Genomic DNA, 20,586 nt, shown 5'->3' with positions numbered 1-20,586 from the left:
GGGTATATAATGTCTGATCCAGTCGTCATAGTAGGTATGGCCCGCACACCCATGGGCGCTTTTCAAGGAGCGTTTTCAACCGTGTCAGCCCCGAAACTTGGCGCGGTGGCTATTAAGGCCGCCATGGATGAGGCAGGCATGTCTGCCGATAAAGTTGAGCAAACCATAATGGGCTGTGTTTTGCCGGCAGGCCAGGGGCAGGCGCCTGCGCGTCAAGCCGCTATCTATGCGGGGCTTGGTGAGCATGCCGAAGCCACAACCGTCAATAAGATGTGCGGCAGTGGTATGCAGGCAGTTATTATGGCGCACGATGCGATTAAGGCGGGTTCTATTGATGTAGCAGTTGCGGGCGGGATGGAGAATATGACCCGCGCGCCGTATCTGATGCCAAGCGCAAGGGCCGGAGCGCGCATGGGGGATGCTAAGATGATTGATAGCATGATGTATGATGGCTTGACGGATGCCTATGAGGGGGACGCTATGGGTGTCTTTGCTGATATGATTGCAAAAGAATATCAATTTACACGCGAGCAACAGGACGCCTATGCCATAGAATCCGTACGCCGTGCCAAAGCCGCACAAGAGAGCGGTGACTTTGACCGCGAGCTTACGCCTGTTACCGTTAAAGGCCGTAAAGGGGATACCGTTGTGAGCGAGGATGAGGGCCCTAGAAATGCGCGCCCCGAAAAAATTCCAAGCCTGCGGGCTGTCTTTACCAAGGACGGGACTGTTACAGCGGCGAATGCATCCTCCATTAATGACGGCGCGGCGGCGCTTGTTTTGATGCGGAAATCAGAAGCTCAAAAGGGAGGGCATAAAATTCTCGCCGAAATCGTCTCGCACGCAGCCCACGCTCATGCGCCGGCCTATTTCACTACGGCCCCTGTGCATGCAATGAAAAAGGCGCTCAAGAAAGCTAATTGGGAGGCTGCTGATGTCGACCTTTGGGAAATTAATGAAGCCTTTGCCGTAGTCCCTATGATTGCAATGCAAGAACTTGGACTCAATCATGAAAAAGTTAACGTCAATGGTGGCGGCTGTGTACTTGGTCATCCTATCGGGGCCTCAGGAGCTCGGATTATGACAACCCTCATCGCAATGATGGAAAAACGCGATGCCAAAACAGGCGTTGCGAGTCTTTGCATTGGCGGCGGCGAAGCGACGGCGGTTTGCCTTAGGCGCATTTAGTGTATTATCGCAGCCAGCTTTTTGTTCCGGGCAATCGTTCCGATAGATTTGAAAAAGCCTGCAATGCAGGGGCCGATCTGGTTTGTATCGATCTGGAGGATGCAGTCGGGCCTGCTGCTAAGGACAGTGCACGCAATGACGTCTTCTCATGGTTGAAGGAGACACAACACACGCATGTGAGCTTGCGTATTAATCCTGTTGATACTGAAACCGGCCAAAAAGATATAACGGCCCTGTCAGAGGCCAATCTAAACCTTCCTTTCGTAATGGTTCCTAAGGTGGGCTCACTGCAGGACATTGTTGATTTGGATAACAAAATACCCGCTGTATCAGGACCGTTTTTTGCGATTATTGAAAGTGCAAAAGGGTTGGTGAATTGCAGCGATATTTTCAGTCATGCCCGCGTGAAGCTCGGCATGTACGGCGCTGTTGACTATGCCAGTGATGTTAATTGTGATTTGCAGTGGAGTACACATTTATATGGTCGGTCCAAGCTTGTCGCTAGTGCCAATGCTCATGATGTCTTGCTTTTTGATACCCCACATATCGACGTGCATAATTTAGAGGACTGCGAAGCCTCTACACGCAAGGCCAAGTCTGTAGGCATCCTTGCTAGAAGCGCTATTCATCCAGCTCAAATAGACTCTATTCATAGAGCTTTGGAATCATCTGATACTGAAATTAGTTATGCCAAACGCGTGATTGAAGCTTTTGAGGCATCACATGGAAATGTTGTTTTACTAGATGGTAAATTTATTGAAGAGCCCGTTGTAAAAAAAGCTCGTAGAGTTTTGCAATTTAGACAAGATGAGTCTCGTATTTAGAGGTGGTCAAAGCCTAACATTTCATAGTTATATTTCGCAGATAGAAAATATACCTCATATACGGCCCTAAAATAAGGCATTTATTCATGGAAATAAATTCTGATATTCTACTTACTGGCTTGGAAAATGGAATTCTTAGGCTGACTTTAAATGATAGTTCTCGTCGAAATGCACTTTCCAAATCCCTTCTGCAGAAATTGCTTGCTGAGCTAAAGGGAGCTCATGACAACAAAGCTATTAAAGTCGTTTTAATTACAGCGAATGGCCCAGTGTTTAGTGCGGGCCACGATCTAAAAGAAATTACTATTGCCAGAAAGTCTGAAGACGGCGGTTTAGCTTTTTTTCAAGAGCTTATGAATTTATGTGCGTCGGTTATGCAAGCCATTGTTAAAAACTCTAAGCCCGTTATAGCGCAAATTGATGGTGTTGCTACTGCGGCGGGATGTCAGCTCATTGCAAGCTGCGATTTGGCCTATGCCTCTAGGACGTCTCGATTTGCAACACCCGGAGTCAATATCGGCTTATTTTGTTCCACGCCTATGGTCGCTCTCTCTAGAAATGTTACTCATAAGCACGCCATGGAAATGCTCTTAACTGGGGATATGATAAGCGCAGGTCATGCACAAAATATTGGACTTCTAAACCGAGTTGTGGAGAGTGACGACCTGGCTTTAACAACGTCAGAAATTGCTAAAAAGATAATGTCAAAATCAAGCGCGGTTCTGTCAATAGGCAAGGGGGCGTTTTACACTCAAACTGAAATGCCTCTAGCTCAGGCCTATGAGTATTGCTCAAATGTTATGGTTGAAAATATGATGAATGAACATGCACAGGAAGGTGTTTCGGCATTCTTAGAAAAGCGCCCAGCAAATTGGGGGGGGGGGCACTTAATCAGAGTGTGAGTAATGCTCTAGGCTTGGATATACAATCAAGATTTTTTCGAATTGCTGAGAGCCGATATATCATTGACTGTAATGTTTTTTACGAGATCAAGAAAAGACTTCGTTGTTATATTGATGATCAATTCCATATGATCGGCCCACGGTTTATTATATCCGGCGAAAGTAGTCATGCCCTCCATTGATGCAGATAGAAAAAGCGCGAGTGTTTCGCGTTCTTTTGCAGGGAGGTCGGGATTAAGATCTAATATTATTTTATTCAGATAAGTACGAGCGCGACGATATAGGGCTTCTACTCTGTCCGCTACAAAAGAGTCTTGGTTAGCAAGGACCCAAAGTTCTGGAAACAACCGCGTTGTCTTTTTTGTCTTTATATCCTCTAACACAATTGTGATATAAGCCCTTAGCCGATCTTCAGCAGCGATACCATCTTGATCAAGACTTTTGTCAAATTCATCTTCGTAATGGCCGATGATCGCTTCGAGTAATTGTCTGATTAATTCTTGTTTCGATGAAAAGTAATAATTTACATTTCCAACATTCATATCGCAAGCTTTTGCAATATTTCGAAAACTGATAGAGTTGTACCCTTCTTCTATCAATATATTTAAAGTTGCGAACAAAATATGTTCGTAACCATTCTTTCCACGTGAATAGCCCGATTTTTTGCGAGTGATTTTCAGTTCGCCATATAGAGGATGTGTTTCCATTGGGATAAGCTAGCACCGAATAGAAATTAATCTAACAAAAATTCGTGGTGTGTAGTAAATATGTTACAATTATTAAAATAGTACGATTGACCAAAATAATACACTTGACCAAGTTTGGTTATATGTCCTAATTGGTATTGTTAATGATATATAAAGTCAAAAAGGGGACTCTCGTGGAACGTACTAAATTAAATTGGTTAAATGGAGCTGCTGTTATACCCGTGTTGGTAGGGATAGGTTTGTCTAGCCCTGCTTATGCGCAGGTATTTGAGGATGAAATCATCGTCACAGCAACCAAGAGAGCAGAATCTGTGCAAGATGTTGCGATTTCTGTTACGGCGCTGAGTGAGAAGCAAATCAAAGCTTTGGGGTATACAAATGCCCAGCAGATTACCGCTCTAGCTCCGGGTGTGAGCACTGTGCAGCCAAATGGAGAGTCAAATTATTCCGTTGCGATCCGTGGAGCTTCTAATTCGGACTTCACCACTAATGTTGAGAGCCCAGTGGCGCTATATGTGGATGAAACTTATATCAGTCAATCATCAGGCAGCGGATTTCAACTTTTTGATACGGAACGTGTAGAGATTTTGCGTGGGCCGCAAGGGACGCTGTTTGGAAGAAATGCAACGGGCGGGCTAGTTCATTATATTTCAGTCAAGCCTCAAGAGGAATTTGGGGGCTACGTGAATGCGTCATACGGGAGCTACGATCGAATTAAAGTTCAAGGCGCGCTAAACGCCCCTATCAGTGATACAGTTGCTGCACGTGTTTCATTTGCAACTCATCAGGGCGATGGCTATGTCGAAAATAGACTTCGTCCAGACAGAAGTCTGAATAATGCAAATGATGTGGCGGGTCGGGCGCAGTTGAGTTTTAAGCCAACTGATGATTTTGATTTATTGTTGGCGGCTCGTTATGGTTCTCAAGATATTCGGACTGGTTTCTTTGAATATGTCAGTGCCCCACTGCCTACAGGAGCAGGGCAGCCGTCATCACCTAATCCAGCTATCGGTGGATATACGGATCTTGATGGTGATATTTACGCGGGTTCGTATGATTTTCCAGGTCGCAACCAGCTAGAAACCTACAGTTTTACGGCAACAGGTAATTACAGATTCGGTGATAGCTTGGAGTTAACTTCAATCACCGATTATCAATCAACAGACCGAGATTATATTGAGGATTCCGATGCTTCACCATTTAATTTCTTTAATTTTTTTCTTACAACAGACGCTAAGCAGTTCTCACAGGAAATCAGGCTTTCTGGAAGTGCTGATAAGTTTAAATGGGTGGCGGGTGGCTACTATATTAATATAGATATTGATGATCAAAATGGCGGTATAGCGCCGGGCTTCATAGCAAACTTTGTCAATTTGTTGTCAGGACAAAACCCAAGTAATGTCGACTTTGATAATCTGGATGCAGAAGTCGCTAATGCCGGTTTCAATGGTGTAGACAATCCATATACGCAAGAGACGGAATCTTTCTCAATTTTTGGTCAAGTTGATTATGATCTTAGTGATCAACTTACTTTGATTTTGGGCGGACGTTTTATTAGTGAGAGTAAAGACTTTCAGTATAATAATAATGGCGTGTTGTTTGATGAAAATGCAACAAGTGGGCGCGATCCGCGTACTCAGCTAATCGCACCCGATCTTGTACCTTCATTTACAGGAGATCGGTCTGATGAAATGTGGTCATTGAGAGCTGTGCTTAATTATCAAGTGAATGATGATCTATTGCTTTATGGCGGGTATAACCGTGGGGTACGTGGGGGCGGTTTTAATGCGCCTTTATTACCTGGTATTATTGATGCAAGCTTTTATGAATACGAGCCTGAGACTCTCAACGCCTATGAAGCAGGGTTTAAGAAAACTTTTGCCGACGGAAGGGCCAGGTTGAATGCCTCGGCTTATTTCTATGATTACACAGACTATCAAGCCTTCTCTATAATTGGACTTGACACATTTACTCAAAATGCGAACGCTGAAAATTATGGCTTTGAGGCGGAATTGCAGGCTAATCCTGCTGAAGGTTTGGATGTTCTCTTGGGAGTTGGGTACATTAATTCAAACGTTTCTGACGTGGCTGGTGTCAACACAGATGCAATTGCATCCGATGGAAGTTTAATCTCAGCTGCATTCCGCCAGGGTGATATTGTCCCTGTGCAGACACCGGAATGGAACCTGAACGGACTTGTTCGGTATGAAGTTCCTGTAAGTAATGATTATAGCGTAGCGTTTCAAGCGGATGCTGAATATCGTTCTGAGCACGTATTCAACTTATCTGGGGCTGCGAGTTCCATCGAGGATGGATACGCTGTTGTAAATGGTTCCGTGACTTTATCTCCAGAAGAGCAGCCATGGGATTTGGCAGTAGGTGTAAGCAATATATTTGGAGAGGAATATCTTGTTCAAACATTCGATCTGTCGGGAACGTTAGACGCAGGCGGTTTTTTCGGGATGATTGAACAATATTATGGGCGTCCACGGATGTGGAATGTCTCACTTAACGTCGATTTCTAAATTCATTTAGCATAAAAAATACGCTGCAATATGCCAGTGCCTTACTAAATCGACTGAACCCCAGGCTTGGTCTGGGGTATATTTTATTTCTGGTTAAGTGCTCTGATCGCGGTGTTGTTTTCTTGACTACATTTCAGTCAAGTTGAAGGTATTAATTTTATAACATTATACTATTGACCAATTTTGTACATATGTATAAAATTGAAATCAAGTGATGTTAAATATCAGTAGATTCTGGGCGAGAACTAAGTGTTCGCCACTGCATTGAGGGTTAAATATGCGAAAATTCATTCTCGGATTAATGTTAACGACGTCATTAGCTGCATGCGTAGAAGGTGAGCGCCCAAAGTCCAATAGTTCTGCTAGTGACGGAGTTGTGGTTTCCAGTGAGTTTGAAGGTTTGCCGGAGCTTGAAATCGAAGAGGTGGGTTTGGTGCAGGAATTACCGTCCGATTATCCTTCGAATTATATTTTTGCTCATAATATGAATTTCTATTCGATCTTGGATGGGAATATCAATATTATAGATACGGCTGCTGATACACTCGAATTTAAAGGCATGATCAATGCGGCGCAAATGGCTTCGTTCGCTCAGTCAAAGAGCCGGAATGAGCTGTATGTTTCTGAAACTTATTATTCACGCGGCACTCACGGCAAAAAGACCGATGTGCTGACGATTTATGATATGGCGACGTTGAATATAAAAGATGAAATTCTCTTGCCGGGCGGAAAGCGAGGGCAATCAGTTATTCAAAAAGGGTCCTTGCAGCTAATCAATGATGAGAAGCTAGCACTCCTGTGGAACTTTACGCCGGCGTCGTCAATTTCAGTGATTGATATGGTAAGCCGAGAAATTGTCACTGAAATTCCTACTCCTGGATGTGCGTTGACCTTCCCGTTAAGGGGGGCCGCATTTGCGACTTTATGCGGTGACGGCAAGGTCGCATCATTTGTTATTGATGGAGCTGATGTTTCGCGGACAATAAGTGAGTCGTTTAACGACATTGATGATGATGCAATGTTTATGAAGTCGGCCCGTGTGGGAAATACGCAATATTTTCCAACATTTACAGGAAATGTGCGCCCCATTAGTGTCGGCACTGAGCAGGCTATCCCATTGGAAGAATGGTCCTTAGTCACTCCTGCAGAAAGGAAAGATAACTGGAGACCGAGCGGGTGGCAAGTTGTGACGGCTCAGCCAAACGGAAACCTTTTCGTTTTGATGCAAAATAACGGCGAAGAAGGCAGCCATAAAGCAGGGGGCTCCGAAGTCTGGATTTTTGACGTCGAAGCTAAAAAGAAAATTGGCGCCATAAAGCTCGATAAAGGCGGACTATCGATCGAAGCGACTAGGGGGGCTGATGGTCACCTTGTTGTCACAAATTTAGAAATGGGTCTTGAGGTTTATTCTTTTGATGGCAACTTACAGCGGTCGATTATCGTCAATGATACGGCAACGCCCTTTCTTCTTCATGCAGCGAAATAAAAGATCATGATTGATCCGCTCATATTGATGCCAGTGTCTCTAGGGTTCGCTATTTTTTGGGCTTTGTCTGGGCTTCACAAGCTCAATAATTTTCAATGGTTTATACAGGTTTTGACAGGTTATGAGCTTTTTCCAAAGCGCTTGATTGGTTTGATGGCTATGGCTGTACCTGTAATTGAAATTTCAGTAGCTGCAGCTTTAGCTCTGAAATCAAGCATCGGTCTTTTTGGTAGTGTCGCTCTTCTCGCGGTATATACTTTACTTCTCATATTTAACACTTTGCGTGGTCATGAGCTGAGCGATTGTGGTTGTCATTGGGGTGAGGGCTCTGGTGATGGCGGTGGTAAGATGAAGTCTTATATTTATCGTAACCTTCTATTGATGGCAGCTATGATGACGATGCTAATACCGACAGGCTCTCGTCATTTGGGGCTGTTGGATTGGGTAAATGTAGTCTTGGCTCTTGCTTTTTTATCTGTGTCATTCTTGGCGGTTATCTCCCTTTATTCAAATTTTCAAAAAATGAAAGCGACGGGTTATGTTTGAGGCTCTAATCGTATCTCAAGTGCTCTTATGGGGCGCCGTTATTATCATTGGCACGCTATGCCTTGCACTCGCAAGGCAAGTGGGCGTTTTACATGAGCGCATAGCGCCAGCTGGAGCGTTGTCTATGAATGAAACATTAAAGGTGGGGTCAAAAGCCCCTATGGTTCCTGTGCAAACAATTGATGGGGATAGCATAAAAATTGGATCGACAGAAACGAATGGTCGGTCGACTTTATTGTTCTTTCTATCGCCGGATTGTCCGATTTGTAAAAATCTAATGCCAGCGCTGCGCTCTGCTTTAGCAAGGGAAAGTGATTGGGTGGACGGAATTCTAGCTAGTGATGGCGGGCTTGAATCTATCCATCAAGATATTCGTAAATCGCAGAAAATGGATGATACACCTTACGTTCTCTCAGAAGCCTTAGGGCGTGCTTACAGCGTGGCTAAGCTACCATATGCCGTGTTGATAGACGAGAATGGATTGGTGGCGTCAATGGGCATGGTGAATACGCGTGAGCATATTGAGAGCCTATTCGAGGCTAAAGAACACGGCGTGGCTTCTATTCAGGAGTATTTAAATCGCGGTTCTCGCAAACCTCAAGACAAAAAGGCTTAGATATGAAGTTTTTAGATAAACTAACAGAGAAAACCACACGGAAAATTGCGCATAAAAGCTCAAGAAGAGGCTTTTTAACAAAAATTGGAACAGTTGTGGTAGGCACAGCAGTTGTACCGTTGTTGCCCGTCTATCGGGCTCACGCCAATCCAGCGTCAGCATCAAAATACCCGGGAGTTGGAGCGCAATCTACGGGTAACCCACAAGATCCCGGTGATCCAACGAGCTGTGATTATTGGCGGTATTGCGCCATTGATGGATTCTTGTGTTCGTGTTGTGGAGGCTCGGCGAGTAGTTGTCCGCCAGGTACAGAAATGTCGCCAATAACATGGATCGGTACTTGCCAAAACCCTGCAGATAACCGGAATTATATTATTTCTTATAATGATTGTTGTGGCCGTTCCAGTTGTGGGCGTTGTCTATGTAATCGCAATGAGGGGGATCGTCCAATGATCCGCCCACAGTTGAATAATGACATCAATTGGTGCCTTGGAACAGAAAGCCAGATTTATAATTGCTCTACAGCTGTTCTCATTGGAGTGGCACTAGATGGTTAATGCGTACTTACATCGTAAACATGATTGGCCCACATCGGTTGTGCTTATAGTGTGCGTTAGCATTCTTTTATTAGCAGGATGTGGTGATAAAAGCGCGCACAAAGTTAACCCACCGCAAACACCGCCAAAGACCGAACCTATTGTTATCGCTCCGCCGAAACAGTCTACTGCTCCTATAAAAGTCACTAGAAATACCACTCGGGTAGATGGAGCGAAGCTTTATAAGCGTTGTGCAGCTTGCCATTTGCCGACAGGTGAGGGTGTTCCGGGCGCCTTTCCTCCGCTTAAGGGGGAGATTGCCTCATTAATGGATAGTGATTTAGGTAAAGAATATCTTGTGCTTGTGGCTAATTATGGTGTTGCGGGAGAACTCACTGTAAACGGCCAATCCTATAAAGGCGTGATGCCGGCTCAAGGGGGGTTAAATCCTGAGAAAACCAGCGCACTATTAAATTACTTACTAGAAGAGTTCAACGGCTTTCTAAAAGAAGATGAGCGCCTCTATACACCAGAATTTGTTGCAGCAACAAAAACTAAATATGGCCGTATATCAGGCCGTAAAGTCAGGGAACTTAGAGACCCAGCTTTTGAGAGCGTAAGGTGATATGTGTGTCGGTTCAACTACGTCAGGTGTGACCAAAACTGGCTTTGCCCTTATGTTGGTTTTGTTGATTGGCTCTATTGCTTTGGCCAATTCAGACCCCAAGGATCCGTCGTTCATAGAAGTGAATTCAGAGGTATCTTACGGTGAGCTTCGTATTAATAACCCTCGCCTTGCAAAGCAAAACTGGATGCTAAATTGTCAAGGATGCCATAAATCAGGGGCGGTAGGTCTAGGGCCGGATATGCCGAACATGAACGGAAATGTATCTCGATTTTTACAAGTACCTGGCGGGCGAAAGTATTTATCTCAGGTCAACGGAATAACAAATTCCCCGCTTTCAGATGAAGACTTGGCTGATTTAGTAAATTGGATGTTTTTGACATATGACCCTTTGAATATCCCGTCAAAATTTTCAGGTATCACAGCACAAGAGATAGGGGAGTATCGTCAAGCACCTCTGGACCATACGATTTTAGAGCAGCGGGCTGCCCTTATAAAAGCGATGACCATAACGTCTAAAACACATGAATAATTATAACTGAATAAGCGCCCGAAGAGGTGCGTAACTGAAGCAATATAAAGGAAAATGGTATGTTTCAAAAAATGCTAATAAATGGGGAACTGGTTGGAAGTGATTCCAAGATTAATGTTTTAAACCCTGCCACTGAAGAGGTTTTCGCCGCTGTACCTAAAGGTACTAAAGATGATATAAATAATGCTGTTTCAGCTGCAAAAAACGCCTTCCCAGCATGGGCAGCGCGCCCAGAAAGCGAACGGCAAGGCATGGTCAATCAAATGGCCGATGTTATAGCGTCTAATGCCGATATGCTTGCACGCTTAATGACCCAAGAACAGGGGAAACCCCTAGCGGAAGCAATGGGCGAAATGGCATGGGCTGAAGGGTATTTGCGTCATTATGCTACTCTATCAGTATCAGGTCGAACAATCCAAGATGATGATGACTTTAAGATACAAATGCGCCGCGTCCCTCTGGGAGTTGTAGCTGGTATATGTCCTTGGAACTTTCCAGTCCTGGTGCCATTCTGGAAGATCGGCCCGGCACTGATTTCTGGCAATACAATTGTTGTGAAACCAGCACCGACAACGCCAGTCACTATTTTGAAAATTCTTGAGCTTTGCAATGAGTTCATTCCTGCTGGTGTTGTTAATATTGTTACAGATGAGAATGACCTCGGCCCGCTACTTACTGGACATCCGGATGTCGCTAAGGTCAGCTTCACAGGGTCTACGGCGACAGGTAAGAAAATCATGTCTTCCTCTTCTGGAAGCCTCAAGCGAGTGACATTAGAACTTGGCGGAAATGATCCCTCTATCGTCATGCCAGATGTCAATGTACCTGAAACTGCCGCTCAGATTTATGGCGGCGCTTTTCTAAATGCGGGTCAGGTGTGTTTGGCTGTTAAACGGGCTTATGTGCATGAAGACATCTATGATGACATGTGTGATGAACTCGGAAAAATTGCTGATGCGGCAATTGTAGGAGATGGGCTGGAACAAGGGGTCACCATGGGGCCTATTCAAAACAAAGCTCAATATGAACTTGTAAAAAATTTGCTAGAGTCGGCAAAGAAAGACGGAAAAATTGTATCAGGAGGCGTTGTAGAGAATAAATCTGGTTACTTCATCCGCCCTACAATTGTTCGGGATGTCACAGATGGTGACGATATTGTCGATCTTGAACAGTTCGGCCCGGTTTTGCCTGTAATCAAGTACACAGATTTAGATGACGCTGTTTCTCGCGCTAACAATTCTGATTATGGTTTGGGGGCCTCTGTTTGGTCGTCCGATGTGGATAAAGCTGCTGATGTAGCTGTTCAAATTGAGAGCGGTAGTGTCTGGGTTAATCAGCACATTAATATTGGCCCGCACATTCCAATGGCCGGTTTCAAATCTTCCGGCATTGGCGTGGAGCAGTCTGCTGAGGGCCTAGAGGAATACACTCAAGTTCAAGTGCTTAATATAGCTAAATAATTAAGTCGTACAAAAATCCACCCTAGTTGAATTTTCAACTTGGGTGAATTTTTGGTGCACCTTCGAATGATAATGTGAATGGACGTGAAATGACTCAGGCAAGAAATTCTGTCTATAAAAAAGCAATTTATGTTGGCGAAAAAGCAACACTTCTTGATATGACTATTGGTCAAAAACTTGAAGAGATCACAAAGCAAAACCCAAATCATCCAGCTCTCATAATGCCTCAACAAAACATTCATTGGAGCTATGAAAAGTTTAATGCACAGGTAGACAGATTGGCTGCAGGCCTTGTTAGATTGGGTATTGGGATAGGGGACCGTGTGGGAATCTGGTCACCTAACCGAGTTGAATGGGTTTTGACACAATTTGCGACAGCGAAAATTGGCGCAATAATGGTTTGTGTTAATCCCGCATATCGTTTGTTCGAACTTGAATATGTTTTGAATAAAGTTGGATGCAAAGCGCTTATCACAGCAGAGTCTTTTAAAACCAGCATGTACTTAGACATGCTTTTAGAATTGGCGCCAGAGCTAGAAACATCTGTCCTTGGAAAGCTAAATTCTGAAAAACTTCCTCATCTCAAAATTATTATACGCATGGGCGATGCTATAACAAACGGAATGTATAACTTTAATGATGTTCTGGATATGGGAACCCAAGAAGATAAAGATGTGTCCAGAGCTTTGTCTTTAAAACTCTCGCCCGTTGATCATATTAATATCCAATTTACGAGCGGAACAACAGGTACGCCTAAAGGTGCGACGCTCAGCCATAGTAATATTCTAAATAATGCTTATTTCTCAGCTCGGACGATGAATCTTACTGCAAATGATCGTCTTTGTATTCCTGTGCCATTGTATCATTGTTTCGGTATGGTTTTAGGTTCCCTTCTATGTGTCAGCGTCGGAGCAACAATGATTTTTCCTGGCGAGGGTTTTGAAGCAGAGCAGACCCTGAGGGTTGTTTCTGAGGAAAAGTGCACGGCCTTGCACGGCGTGCCAACTATGTTCATAGCCCAGCTTGATTTGCCAAATTTCAAAGACTTTGATGTGGGACCACTTCGAACAGGCATAATCGCGGGTTCCACATGTCCCGTTGAGCTAATGAACCGTCTTATAAATGATATGGAGCTAACAGAAATAGTGATTGGATATGGGCAAACAGAATGTAGTCCGATTAATACAATGACGGCCATAGATGATACTTTTGAGCAACGCGTCTCGACCGTTGGCCGTGCTCATTATAATTGGGAACAAAGAATTCTCCGCGAAGACGGAACCGTTGCCGCTGTAGGAGAGCAGGGAGAAATTTGCTCGCGAGGTTATGGCGTTATGGCGGGGTATTGGAATGAGCCTGAACGTACGGCCGAGACTATAGATAGTGATGGATTTCTTCACAGCGGTGATCTCGGTGAAATGGACCATGATGGCTACGTCAAAGTTACAGGCCGTATTAAAGATATGATTATTCGCGGGGGTGAAAATATATATCCACGTGAAGTCGAAGAATATCTCTATACCCATCCTCAAATCGCAGAAGCACAAGTTTTTGGAATACCGGATGAAAAATATGGGGAACAGGTCTGTGCTTGGGTTCAACTACGTCCTGGTTCCAACTTATCATCTCAAGACATACGCACATTTTGTCAGGGTCAAATTACCCATTTCAAAGTCCCAAAGATTGTAAAAATTGTCACTGAATTTCCGATGACTGTAACAGGAAAGATGCAAAAATTTGTTATGCGCGATCAGATGATAGAGGAACTTGGTTGATTAGAGTCTTCTGATTTCAGATGCATCCCACCCTATCTAAGTCATGGTTACAAAATTCTAGGAAATATTAAGCGTTGACTTTGATGGAGCTACACAAGGATACGCCGTAAAAAAGTGTCCTAATAATCAAAAATTCGTTTCGTTCCCCGACGAAATGGGATCAGTGTGCACTAGGTACGAGTGGATACGATTAACTTGCCCAGACATTGTCTGGGCATTTTTTATTAAACCGTGCAATGCATCGATATATCTTTACAGAAACATAGTCTTCATTATCCCTTCGTAAAAAATCGCCGTATCTCACCAATTAGAATTTGTACGAATGTATAAAAATTACTAGTATTATCTAAAACAGGGTAAGACTATGGCATCCATAGATAGGCTGAAACAAGCCCCGATGGGACGAGGACAGTGGCTCATTGTCATTCTCTGTATAGGTATCCTCGCTTTAGATGGTTATGATGTCCTATCAATCGCATTTGCCGCGCCTGGAATGACGGCAGAGTGGGGCTTAAGTAAGGCGGCGTTAGGGTTTATATTGCCACTTGAATTAGTGGGCATGGCACTAGGGTCAATATTTATTGGGGGATTAACAGATCAATATGGGCGCAGGCCAACAATGTTGTTGGGTTTGATCATATTGACAATAGGTATGGCGATTGCTGGAATATCACCCAATGTATATATCTTAGGCGCGGCTAGAGTTTTTACAGGTATAGGGATCGGGGGATTGCTTGCGACGGCGACAGCAACAACATCAGATTTTTGTAATGATAAGAACCGATCTCTCGCCGTTGTATTAGTCGCGGGCGGCTTTCCTTTAGGAGTCTACTTAGGCGCTACTTTCCTAGCACCATTGTTAAAACAATATGATTGGCGCGTAACGTTCTATCTGGGGGCTGCACTAAGCTTGGCGTTTATTCCGCTCGTCTATGTTTTTGTGCCGGAAACCATTTCTTTTCTTGAACGTAAGCGCCCTAAAGATACATTAAAGCGGATACAGAAAACAATGAAAAGATTGGGTCATCCAGCACCGCAAAACCTTTCTCCCCAAACTGCTGAAGGCTTGATCAAAGTAAACGTAATCCATTTATTTAAACCAGGCATGTTGAATATTACATGTATTCTTATTTTCGCTTATTTTGCCAATATCGCGACTTATTATTACTTCGTAAAATGGTTGCCGACAATTGTTACAGATCTGGGCCATACAGCGTCAGAGGCGACTAAAGTTCTTGGAGTAATTAGCCTGGGCGGCGTGATCGGTTCTATCGGTATGAGCATAGCCGCTAGGTTTCTTCCTATAAAACTTATTATGATCGTTAGTCTCCTTATGGCAGCGATAGGTATATGGTGTTTTCCGCTTTTCACGGAAACGCTTGAGAGTATGAAGTTGGTTGGCTTTGTTACGGGAATATTAATCTTTGCGGCGATATCCGGTTTTTTTGGTCTCTTCGCGACATCCTTCAAATCATCACTATTGGGTTCTGGCGCAGGTTTAGTTCTAGGCATTGGCCGAGGTGGCGCTGTTCTGGGTCCGATGATCCCTGGTTTTCTTTTTACAGCTGGACTAGCATTGCAAAGCGTTGCTCTTATTATGGGGGCAGGTTCCTTTTTCGCGGGCCTAACAGTTTTATTTTTGCGGCAGACCAAGCAGGTTGATAAATCACATTTGTCATAAAAGGAGACAATTGGCTTCTGATCTGACTATAGTTCTTTTAATTTTGTCTTGGTGGCGTACGGGATCCCGTAGTCATCGTTGGGTATTACGAACTCACTTACTTGGTGTATGGAAGTCATGAAGGTCGCTTTGAAGCCTAGCTAAGTTTAAAGTTGTTTCATTAGAATTTTTGCAAACTGAAGTAAAATTTAGCTGATGTGATTATGAGTTTGGGCGCCTCCCTTCGCTATCGCTTCGGGCCACGCTCGCGTGAATGGAGACACGCTTCGCTTTGTCTCCACCCTTTCGGGCTTTGATCATTCCCTCGGCTTCACCTCGGTTGGCGCTCCTCGCTTGCGCTGCGGCGGTAAGCGGCGCGGCGCGCCGGCATTAGATATTTGTTCCCTCCTCAGTCGTCGGGGGTTGGCGGACGGTCAGTCTGGCGACGGGCAGTCCCGCCGCAAGGGCTTAGGATAAAATCTTCAAAGTCTCTCCACATACTCCTACCTAAACCCTTGCGCCGGGCCTTCACTACCCGTCGCCTGTCTGCCCTCCTTGCCGCCAACCCCCGCCGCCTTGCGGGGGGAACGCGCGCGGTGGTTCGCGTGTGTGGCTTGATTTGGAGACTCAGATATGACTTTGCACTTAGTAGATAGACACGACTTGCCGCCTTGCGGCGACACGCCCCCGCTCGTTGGCGGGAGCGATAAACCCGCCGCTAGTCTTGCGCCCCAAGCCAAAGCGGGGAAAGGTAAAACCGACCTTTATCAATCGGTGACGGATTCCATCATTAAGCAACTGGAAGCAGGGGCCGTGCCTTGGGTTCAGCCTTGGGGCCGACCCGATAGCGAAACCCCCTTCGGACTGCCCACCAATGGCGATACGGGAAACGCTTATTCAGGGGTAAATATCTTGCTTTTATGGGGAGCCGCCATTGAAACCAAGCGCACGACGCAGGTCTGGCTGACCTATAAACAGGCCAAAAAATTAGGGGGACAAGTTCGCAAAGGCGAGACAGGGACAACGATTTGTTATGCCAGTTCATTCATTCCGAAAAATGAAAAACTAAGAGCGCAAGAAAACGGCACAGACGCGCAAAGCATTGGCTTTCTGAAAAAATACACCGTGTTTAATGCCGACCAATGCAAAGGCTTGGACGAGGAGTTTTTTAAAGATGTTCAGCCTTTACCAGAGCGTGAAGCCATCCCCGCCGCTGAAAGGTTGATAACCGCAACAGGGGCAGATTTTAGGGTAGGGGGCGATAGAGCCTTTTTTGCGCCGTCACAGGACTTTATCCAAGTCCCACCGCAACAGGCCTTTTATGAGCAAATCAATTATTACCACACCTGTTTTCATGAGCTTGGCTACTGGAGCGGCCATAAATCCCGCCTTGATAGAAACCTCAAAGGTAAAAAAGGCTCAAAGGATTACGCGCGGGAAGAGCTTGTCGCGGAAATGGCCACGGCGTTCATCTGTGCAAGCCTTGGGATTGTCCCAACCGTGCGGCATACCGACTATTTGGCGTCATGGCTTAGAGTCTTGAAAGAGGACAAGCGGGCGATATTTCGCGCCGCGTCAATGGCCTCAAAAGCCGCTGATTATATCCTTCAATTTCAGACCCCGCAAAAGGCAGACGCCGCCGCGCAGATAATGCCCCAATCCCTAAAAATGGAGATTGCGGCATGAGCGCGTTACGGATTTATGTGGCATGTTTGGCGGCTTACAATGAAGGCCACTTGCACGGACGATGGATAGACGCCGCCCTAGGCGAAGCCCATGTTATTGAGCAGACCCAAGCCATGCTAAAAGCCTCACCCATAGAGGCCGCAGAAGAATGGGCAATACATGATTATGAAGGTTTTGAAGGCGCTGAATTATCCGAATATGCCAGTTTCGAAACTGTTGCGGCCATGGCCGAATTTATCACCGAGCATGGCGCTTTAGGCGGCAAATTACTTTCCCATTTTAGCGGCCATATGGCGGACGCGAAAACCGCGCTTGAATATTATTACGGCCAATATGACAGCCTTGAAGATTATGCGCGGAGCCTGACCGAAGAGACGGGAACCCAAATTCCTGACAGCCTGAAAAACTATATCGACTACGCCGCTATGGGCCGCGATATGGACATCAATGGCGATGTGTTCACAGTTGAAACGGCCCATTCTGAAATCCATATTTTCGGGGGGATTTCGTGATGGCCCGTTATCAAGTGCGGCCTAGAGAGGATGGACGTGGCCCTTATCGGTGGAGCCATGTTGTTAAGACTAGAGGCAATTTACGCCAAGGCTCGATTTATCGACAGATGGGCGATGAACTGGACGCCGCAGACGCCGCGCAATTAGTCACCCTTTGCGACAAATCAGGTTTTGACATGCGGAGGGTTGCATGAGTTTCAAAGACACATTTGAGAACTATGTTTGTCTTGGCGATAAGATCACATGCGAGGTTAATGGCTACACAGTCACGGCGCGTATTGCCCATGACGATACGCCAGACCGCCCCGACCAGAGACAAGACGGATTTTGGCCGAGCCTGATTAAAACCGATGCAGGATTTATCGGACGCGACAAAACCCTTGACGATTTTATGCGGGAACAGGCCAAGACCCAAGCCATCATGGACGCATGGAAAGCGGATAAATGGTTTTATTGCGGAGTCATTTTATCGGTCAAAATTGAAGATGTGGAACTGACAGACCATGCCGCAAGCCTGTGGGGCATTGAGGCCAATTATCCCGATAGAGACAATGCGTATTTAAGCGAAGTCGCCAATGAACTTTTAGGCGAAGCCTTGAGTGAAGCGCGGAAAGAACGGACGCGGCGTTGCCGCATACTTTATCTTGAACCGAGCGTGAGCACGGCATGACGCGCCTTAATCGCACAGCCTCGCGCCTCTTAGAGCAAACATATTCCGAGCTTAGAGAGGGATATATTCAGCCCACGCTATTGGCCATATGGGAATCGAGCGGGAGCGGAGACGCCATTGCGGCAGAGGCTATGGTCGGGCTTGAATTGGCCGCGAAGGACGTAGCCAAAACAAAACGTATGACGTTTTCGAGACTCGAAGAGACGGAACCTGATTTGATCAAGCCGATGTTTCAAGCCGCCATAGCCATCACAGAATCCAGGCCCCGAAACAATGCGGGGGCGAAATGACACAACAATCAGAAAAAACAGAAGTCGGTGAGCAGACCCTGATTACAGGGGTGGCTCCCATCACCTTGCGGGAGAAATTGGCCTTGCTATCGGCACAGCCAATGAAAGGCCCCCGCAAATTCGGGCTGTTACAATTACGGCCCCAAAAATCTTGCAATCACGGCTTATTCAATGAGGTCAGTCGTGCGCAAATTGACCTTTTAGACCTCATTGCAACTATGGAGACTAAACCATGAAACTCAAAGAAATCCCATTAGGGAAATTAGCTATCTCAAAATTGAATATGAGAGCCAAGGACAAAAATCCTGACATCTCTGATATTCTTCCATCCATCCGCGAAAATGGTGTGCATCAATCTCTTCTCGTGCGTCCCGAAGGAGACGGTTACGGCGTTGTGGCAGGACGCCGCCGTTATTATGCGCTTTTGGAAGTTGCCACAGAGACAGGTAAAAAACTGAAAGCCCCTTGCGGTATTCTTGATAGTGGTGATGATGCAATCGCGATTGAAGCTTCATTGATTGAAAACCTCGCCCGATTACCCGCCACAGAATTAGAACAATTTGCGGCGTTTAAAGCCTTGAAAGTTACAGGCCGAACCGTGGCTGATATTGCCAACCATTTTGGCGTGACGGAACTTAAGGTCAAACGCATATTGGCTTTGGCGAATCTGAAACCCGCTATTCTCAAAATGTATGAGAATAAGGATATTGATATTCCGTCTATTCGTCTTTTGACAATGGCGAGTAAATCCAAACAGGGGGCATGGCTTAAACTCGCCAAAGACACCGAGCAGGATACCCCGACAGGTCATTGGCTAAAGTCATGGCTCTTAGGGGAGGAGCAAATCCATACCAAACACGCCTTGTTTGATGTGAAAGACTATAAGGGCGCTATCCTAACCGACCTCTTTGGCGAGACAGCCTATTTTGCAGACCCCGATAAATTTTGGGAACTTCAAAACACCAAGATAGCCGAGGCCGTTGCAGAGTATGAGTCCGATGGATGGACGGTTGAGCTCATGGGGCGCGGCAGACGGTTTAATAGTTGGGGTTATACGAAGCGGGCTAATGAGGCAGGTGGTAAAGTCTTTATCGCTATTGGCAATGATGGCGATGTTGAATTTAATGAAGGCTATTTAAGTCATGAGGACGATAAAAAAATCCAAGCTATCCTTACAGGCGAAGATGAAGCCGAGTCAAAAAAGGCTCCAAAAGCTAAACCCGAAATGTCAGGGCCGCTAACCGAATATGTGACCTTACATCGTCATAGCGCCATCCGCGCCGAATTGCTTAAGCATCCCAAAGTCGCGATGCGTTTGACCGTGGCCCATATGCTAGTCGGGTCATATCGGTGGTCTGTTGAAGCCCAAGGGACAAAATCCCGTAAAGAGTCGACAGCTAACAGCGTTGCGGGTTCACATGGCGCGACGATATTCGAAGCCGAGCGCAAGGCCATCTATGAGATTGTTGGGCTAGAGCAATTCATCAGCCCTTATAGCCCCCGCAAGCGTTTGGCTGATGGTGAATTAACGCCCGTTTTTGCCCGTCTCTTGGAACTGGATGACGCTAGCGTCATGCGGGTCATGAGTTTTGCCATGGCTGAAAGCTTGCAGGCTGACGAGGCTGTTGTTGAAGCCCTGACTTACGTCATGCCTGTTGATATGGCCGCCTTGTGGGAACCTGACGAGGCTTTCTTTGACATCTTACGCGATAAGAAAGTTATCAATGCTATGGTCAAAGACATTGCGGGGAAGGGCACTGCCGATAGCGCTATTACTGATACGGGGAAGGCTCAAAAGCAAATCATCCTCAACCGTATCGCAGGGCACGGCGTTGATAAACCCAATCCCGATTGGCGTCCACGTTGGATGCAAATTCCTGCCACCCATTATCTGGATAAAACAACATGCCCACCCGCAGGAGCGGATGCGGCCGTGTCAAAAGTGATGATGAAGGTCATTGAAGCTGATACCAAGATAGCCGCCTAAACACGGCTCTATCTGGCGCGGTTGTCTCCATTCGCGTCAGTCATTCGCCGCCATGCTAT

Annotated in this window: 21 protein-coding genes; 20 read left to right on the top strand and 1 reads right to left on the bottom strand. The window is 45.7% G+C overall.

Annotated features, from left to right (window positions below; all coding sequences use genetic code 11):
- Positions 1–9: 9 nt before the first annotated feature.
- From F569_RS0103440 to F569_RS0103430, 3 genes are all read left to right on the top strand, one after another.
- Positions 10–1,188, top strand: coding sequence for a thiolase family protein (locus F569_RS0103440; protein ID WP_026941056.1), 1,179 nt, complete (start codon positions 10–12; stop codon positions 1,186–1,188).
- Positions 1,188–2,012: an HpcH/HpaI aldolase/citrate lyase family protein gene (locus tag F569_RS0103435; RefSeq protein ID WP_026941055.1), complete on the top strand. Its 825-nt coding sequence runs from the start codon at positions 1,188–1,190 to the stop codon at positions 2,010–2,012. Before F569_RS0103440 ends, F569_RS0103435 begins: the two co-directional genes overlap by 1 nt.
- Before the next feature lie 86 nt (positions 2,013–2,098).
- Positions 2,099–2,914, top strand: coding sequence for an enoyl-CoA hydratase (locus F569_RS0103430; protein WP_034387150.1), 816 nt, complete (start codon positions 2,099–2,101; stop codon positions 2,912–2,914).
- A 26-nt stretch (positions 2,915–2,940) separates the two neighbouring features.
- Here F569_RS0103430 and F569_RS0103425 read toward each other — a convergent pair whose 3' ends face one another.
- On the bottom strand, positions 2,941–3,621 hold the full coding sequence (locus F569_RS0103425) for a TetR/AcrR family transcriptional regulator (RefSeq protein ID WP_051279215.1): 681 nt from the start codon (positions 3,619–3,621) through the stop codon (positions 2,941–2,943).
- 173 nt (positions 3,622–3,794) lie between these two features.
- On the opposite strand from F569_RS0103425, the gene F569_RS0103420 reads away from it, so the two are divergent.
- From F569_RS0103420 to F569_RS16275, 17 genes are all read left to right on the top strand, one after another.
- Positions 3,795–6,146, top strand: a complete 2,352-nt coding sequence (locus tag F569_RS0103420) for a TonB-dependent receptor (protein WP_026941052.1) — start codon at positions 3,795–3,797, stop codon at positions 6,144–6,146.
- 301 nt (positions 6,147–6,447) lie between these two features.
- Entirely contained in the window at positions 6,448–7,632 is a 1,185-nt protein-coding gene (locus F569_RS16285; RefSeq protein ID WP_233353583.1) for an amine dehydrogenase large subunit, read from the top strand.
- Between the two features lie 6 nt (positions 7,633–7,638).
- Entirely contained in the window at positions 7,639–8,178 is a 540-nt protein-coding gene (locus tag F569_RS0103410; protein ID WP_026941051.1) for a MauE/DoxX family redox-associated membrane protein, read from the top strand.
- A complete protein-coding gene (locus tag F569_RS0103405; RefSeq protein WP_026941050.1) occupies positions 8,171–8,794 on the top strand; it encodes a thioredoxin domain-containing protein in 624 nt (207 codons plus the stop codon). Before F569_RS0103410 ends, F569_RS0103405 begins: the two co-directional genes overlap by 8 nt.
- 2 nt (positions 8,795–8,796) lie before the next feature.
- Entirely contained in the window at positions 8,797–9,351 is a 555-nt protein-coding gene (locus tag F569_RS20040) for a methylamine dehydrogenase light chain (protein ID WP_084168744.1), read from the top strand.
- Entirely contained in the window at positions 9,344–9,955 is a 612-nt protein-coding gene (locus F569_RS19825) for a c-type cytochrome (protein WP_051279211.1), read from the top strand. The genes F569_RS20040 and F569_RS19825 overlap by 8 nt, the downstream gene beginning before the upstream one ends.
- A 1-nt stretch (position 9,956) precedes the next feature.
- The gene (locus tag F569_RS18720; protein ID WP_051279209.1) at positions 9,957–10,487 is read left to right on the top strand and encodes a c-type cytochrome; all 531 of its coding nucleotides are present in this window, start codon (positions 9,957–9,959) and stop codon (positions 10,485–10,487) included.
- A 59-nt stretch (positions 10,488–10,546) separates the two neighbouring features.
- Positions 10,547–11,947 (top strand): aldehyde dehydrogenase family protein, encoded by a 1,401-nt coding sequence (locus F569_RS0103390; RefSeq protein WP_026941047.1) that lies wholly within the window; start codon positions 10,547–10,549, stop codon positions 11,945–11,947.
- A gap of 89 nt (positions 11,948–12,036) precedes the next feature.
- Positions 12,037–13,722 carry an AMP-binding protein gene (locus F569_RS0103385; RefSeq protein WP_026941046.1) on the top strand — a complete coding sequence of 562 codons (1,686 nt, stop codon included), beginning with the start codon at positions 12,037–12,039 and terminating at the stop codon, positions 13,720–13,722.
- Positions 13,723–14,086: 364 nt separating this feature from the next.
- The gene (locus F569_RS0103380) at positions 14,087–15,403 is read left to right on the top strand and encodes an MFS transporter (RefSeq protein ID WP_026941045.1); all 1,317 of its coding nucleotides are present in this window, start codon (positions 14,087–14,089) and stop codon (positions 15,401–15,403) included.
- A gap of 612 nt (positions 15,404–16,015) precedes the next feature.
- A complete protein-coding gene (locus F569_RS16280; RefSeq protein WP_084168742.1) occupies positions 16,016–17,068 on the top strand; it encodes an ArdC family protein in 1,053 nt (350 codons plus the stop codon).
- Complete coding sequence (locus F569_RS0103365; RefSeq protein ID WP_026941043.1) at positions 17,065–17,580, top strand: antirestriction protein ArdA; 516 nt, start codon at positions 17,065–17,067, stop codon at positions 17,578–17,580. Before F569_RS16280 ends, F569_RS0103365 begins: the two co-directional genes overlap by 4 nt.
- On the top strand, positions 17,580–17,774 hold the full coding sequence (locus F569_RS0103360) for a hypothetical protein (protein WP_026941042.1): 195 nt from the start codon (positions 17,580–17,582) through the stop codon (positions 17,772–17,774). Before F569_RS0103365 ends, F569_RS0103360 begins: the two co-directional genes overlap by 1 nt.
- The gene (locus F569_RS0103355) at positions 17,771–18,250 is read left to right on the top strand and encodes a hypothetical protein (RefSeq protein ID WP_026941041.1); all 480 of its coding nucleotides are present in this window, start codon (positions 17,771–17,773) and stop codon (positions 18,248–18,250) included. Before F569_RS0103360 ends, F569_RS0103355 begins: the two co-directional genes overlap by 4 nt.
- Positions 18,247–18,540: a hypothetical protein gene (locus F569_RS0103350; protein WP_026941040.1), complete on the top strand. Its 294-nt coding sequence runs from the start codon at positions 18,247–18,249 to the stop codon at positions 18,538–18,540. Before F569_RS0103355 ends, F569_RS0103350 begins: the two co-directional genes overlap by 4 nt.
- Entirely contained in the window at positions 18,537–18,776 is a 240-nt protein-coding gene (locus F569_RS0103345; RefSeq protein WP_026941039.1) for a hypothetical protein, read from the top strand. The genes F569_RS0103350 and F569_RS0103345 overlap by 4 nt, the downstream gene beginning before the upstream one ends.
- Positions 18,773–20,527 (top strand): ParB/RepB/Spo0J family partition protein, encoded by a 1,755-nt coding sequence (locus F569_RS16275; RefSeq protein WP_051279207.1) that lies wholly within the window; start codon positions 18,773–18,775, stop codon positions 20,525–20,527. The genes F569_RS0103345 and F569_RS16275 overlap by 4 nt, the downstream gene beginning before the upstream one ends.
- Positions 20,528–20,586: the final 59 nt, after the last annotated feature.

Source organism: Hellea balneolensis DSM 19091 (genome assembly GCF_000428525.1).
Lineage (GTDB): Bacteria > Pseudomonadota > Alphaproteobacteria > Caulobacterales > Maricaulaceae > Hellea > Hellea balneolensis.
This window is presented reverse-complemented; position numbering and strand designations above follow the sequence as displayed.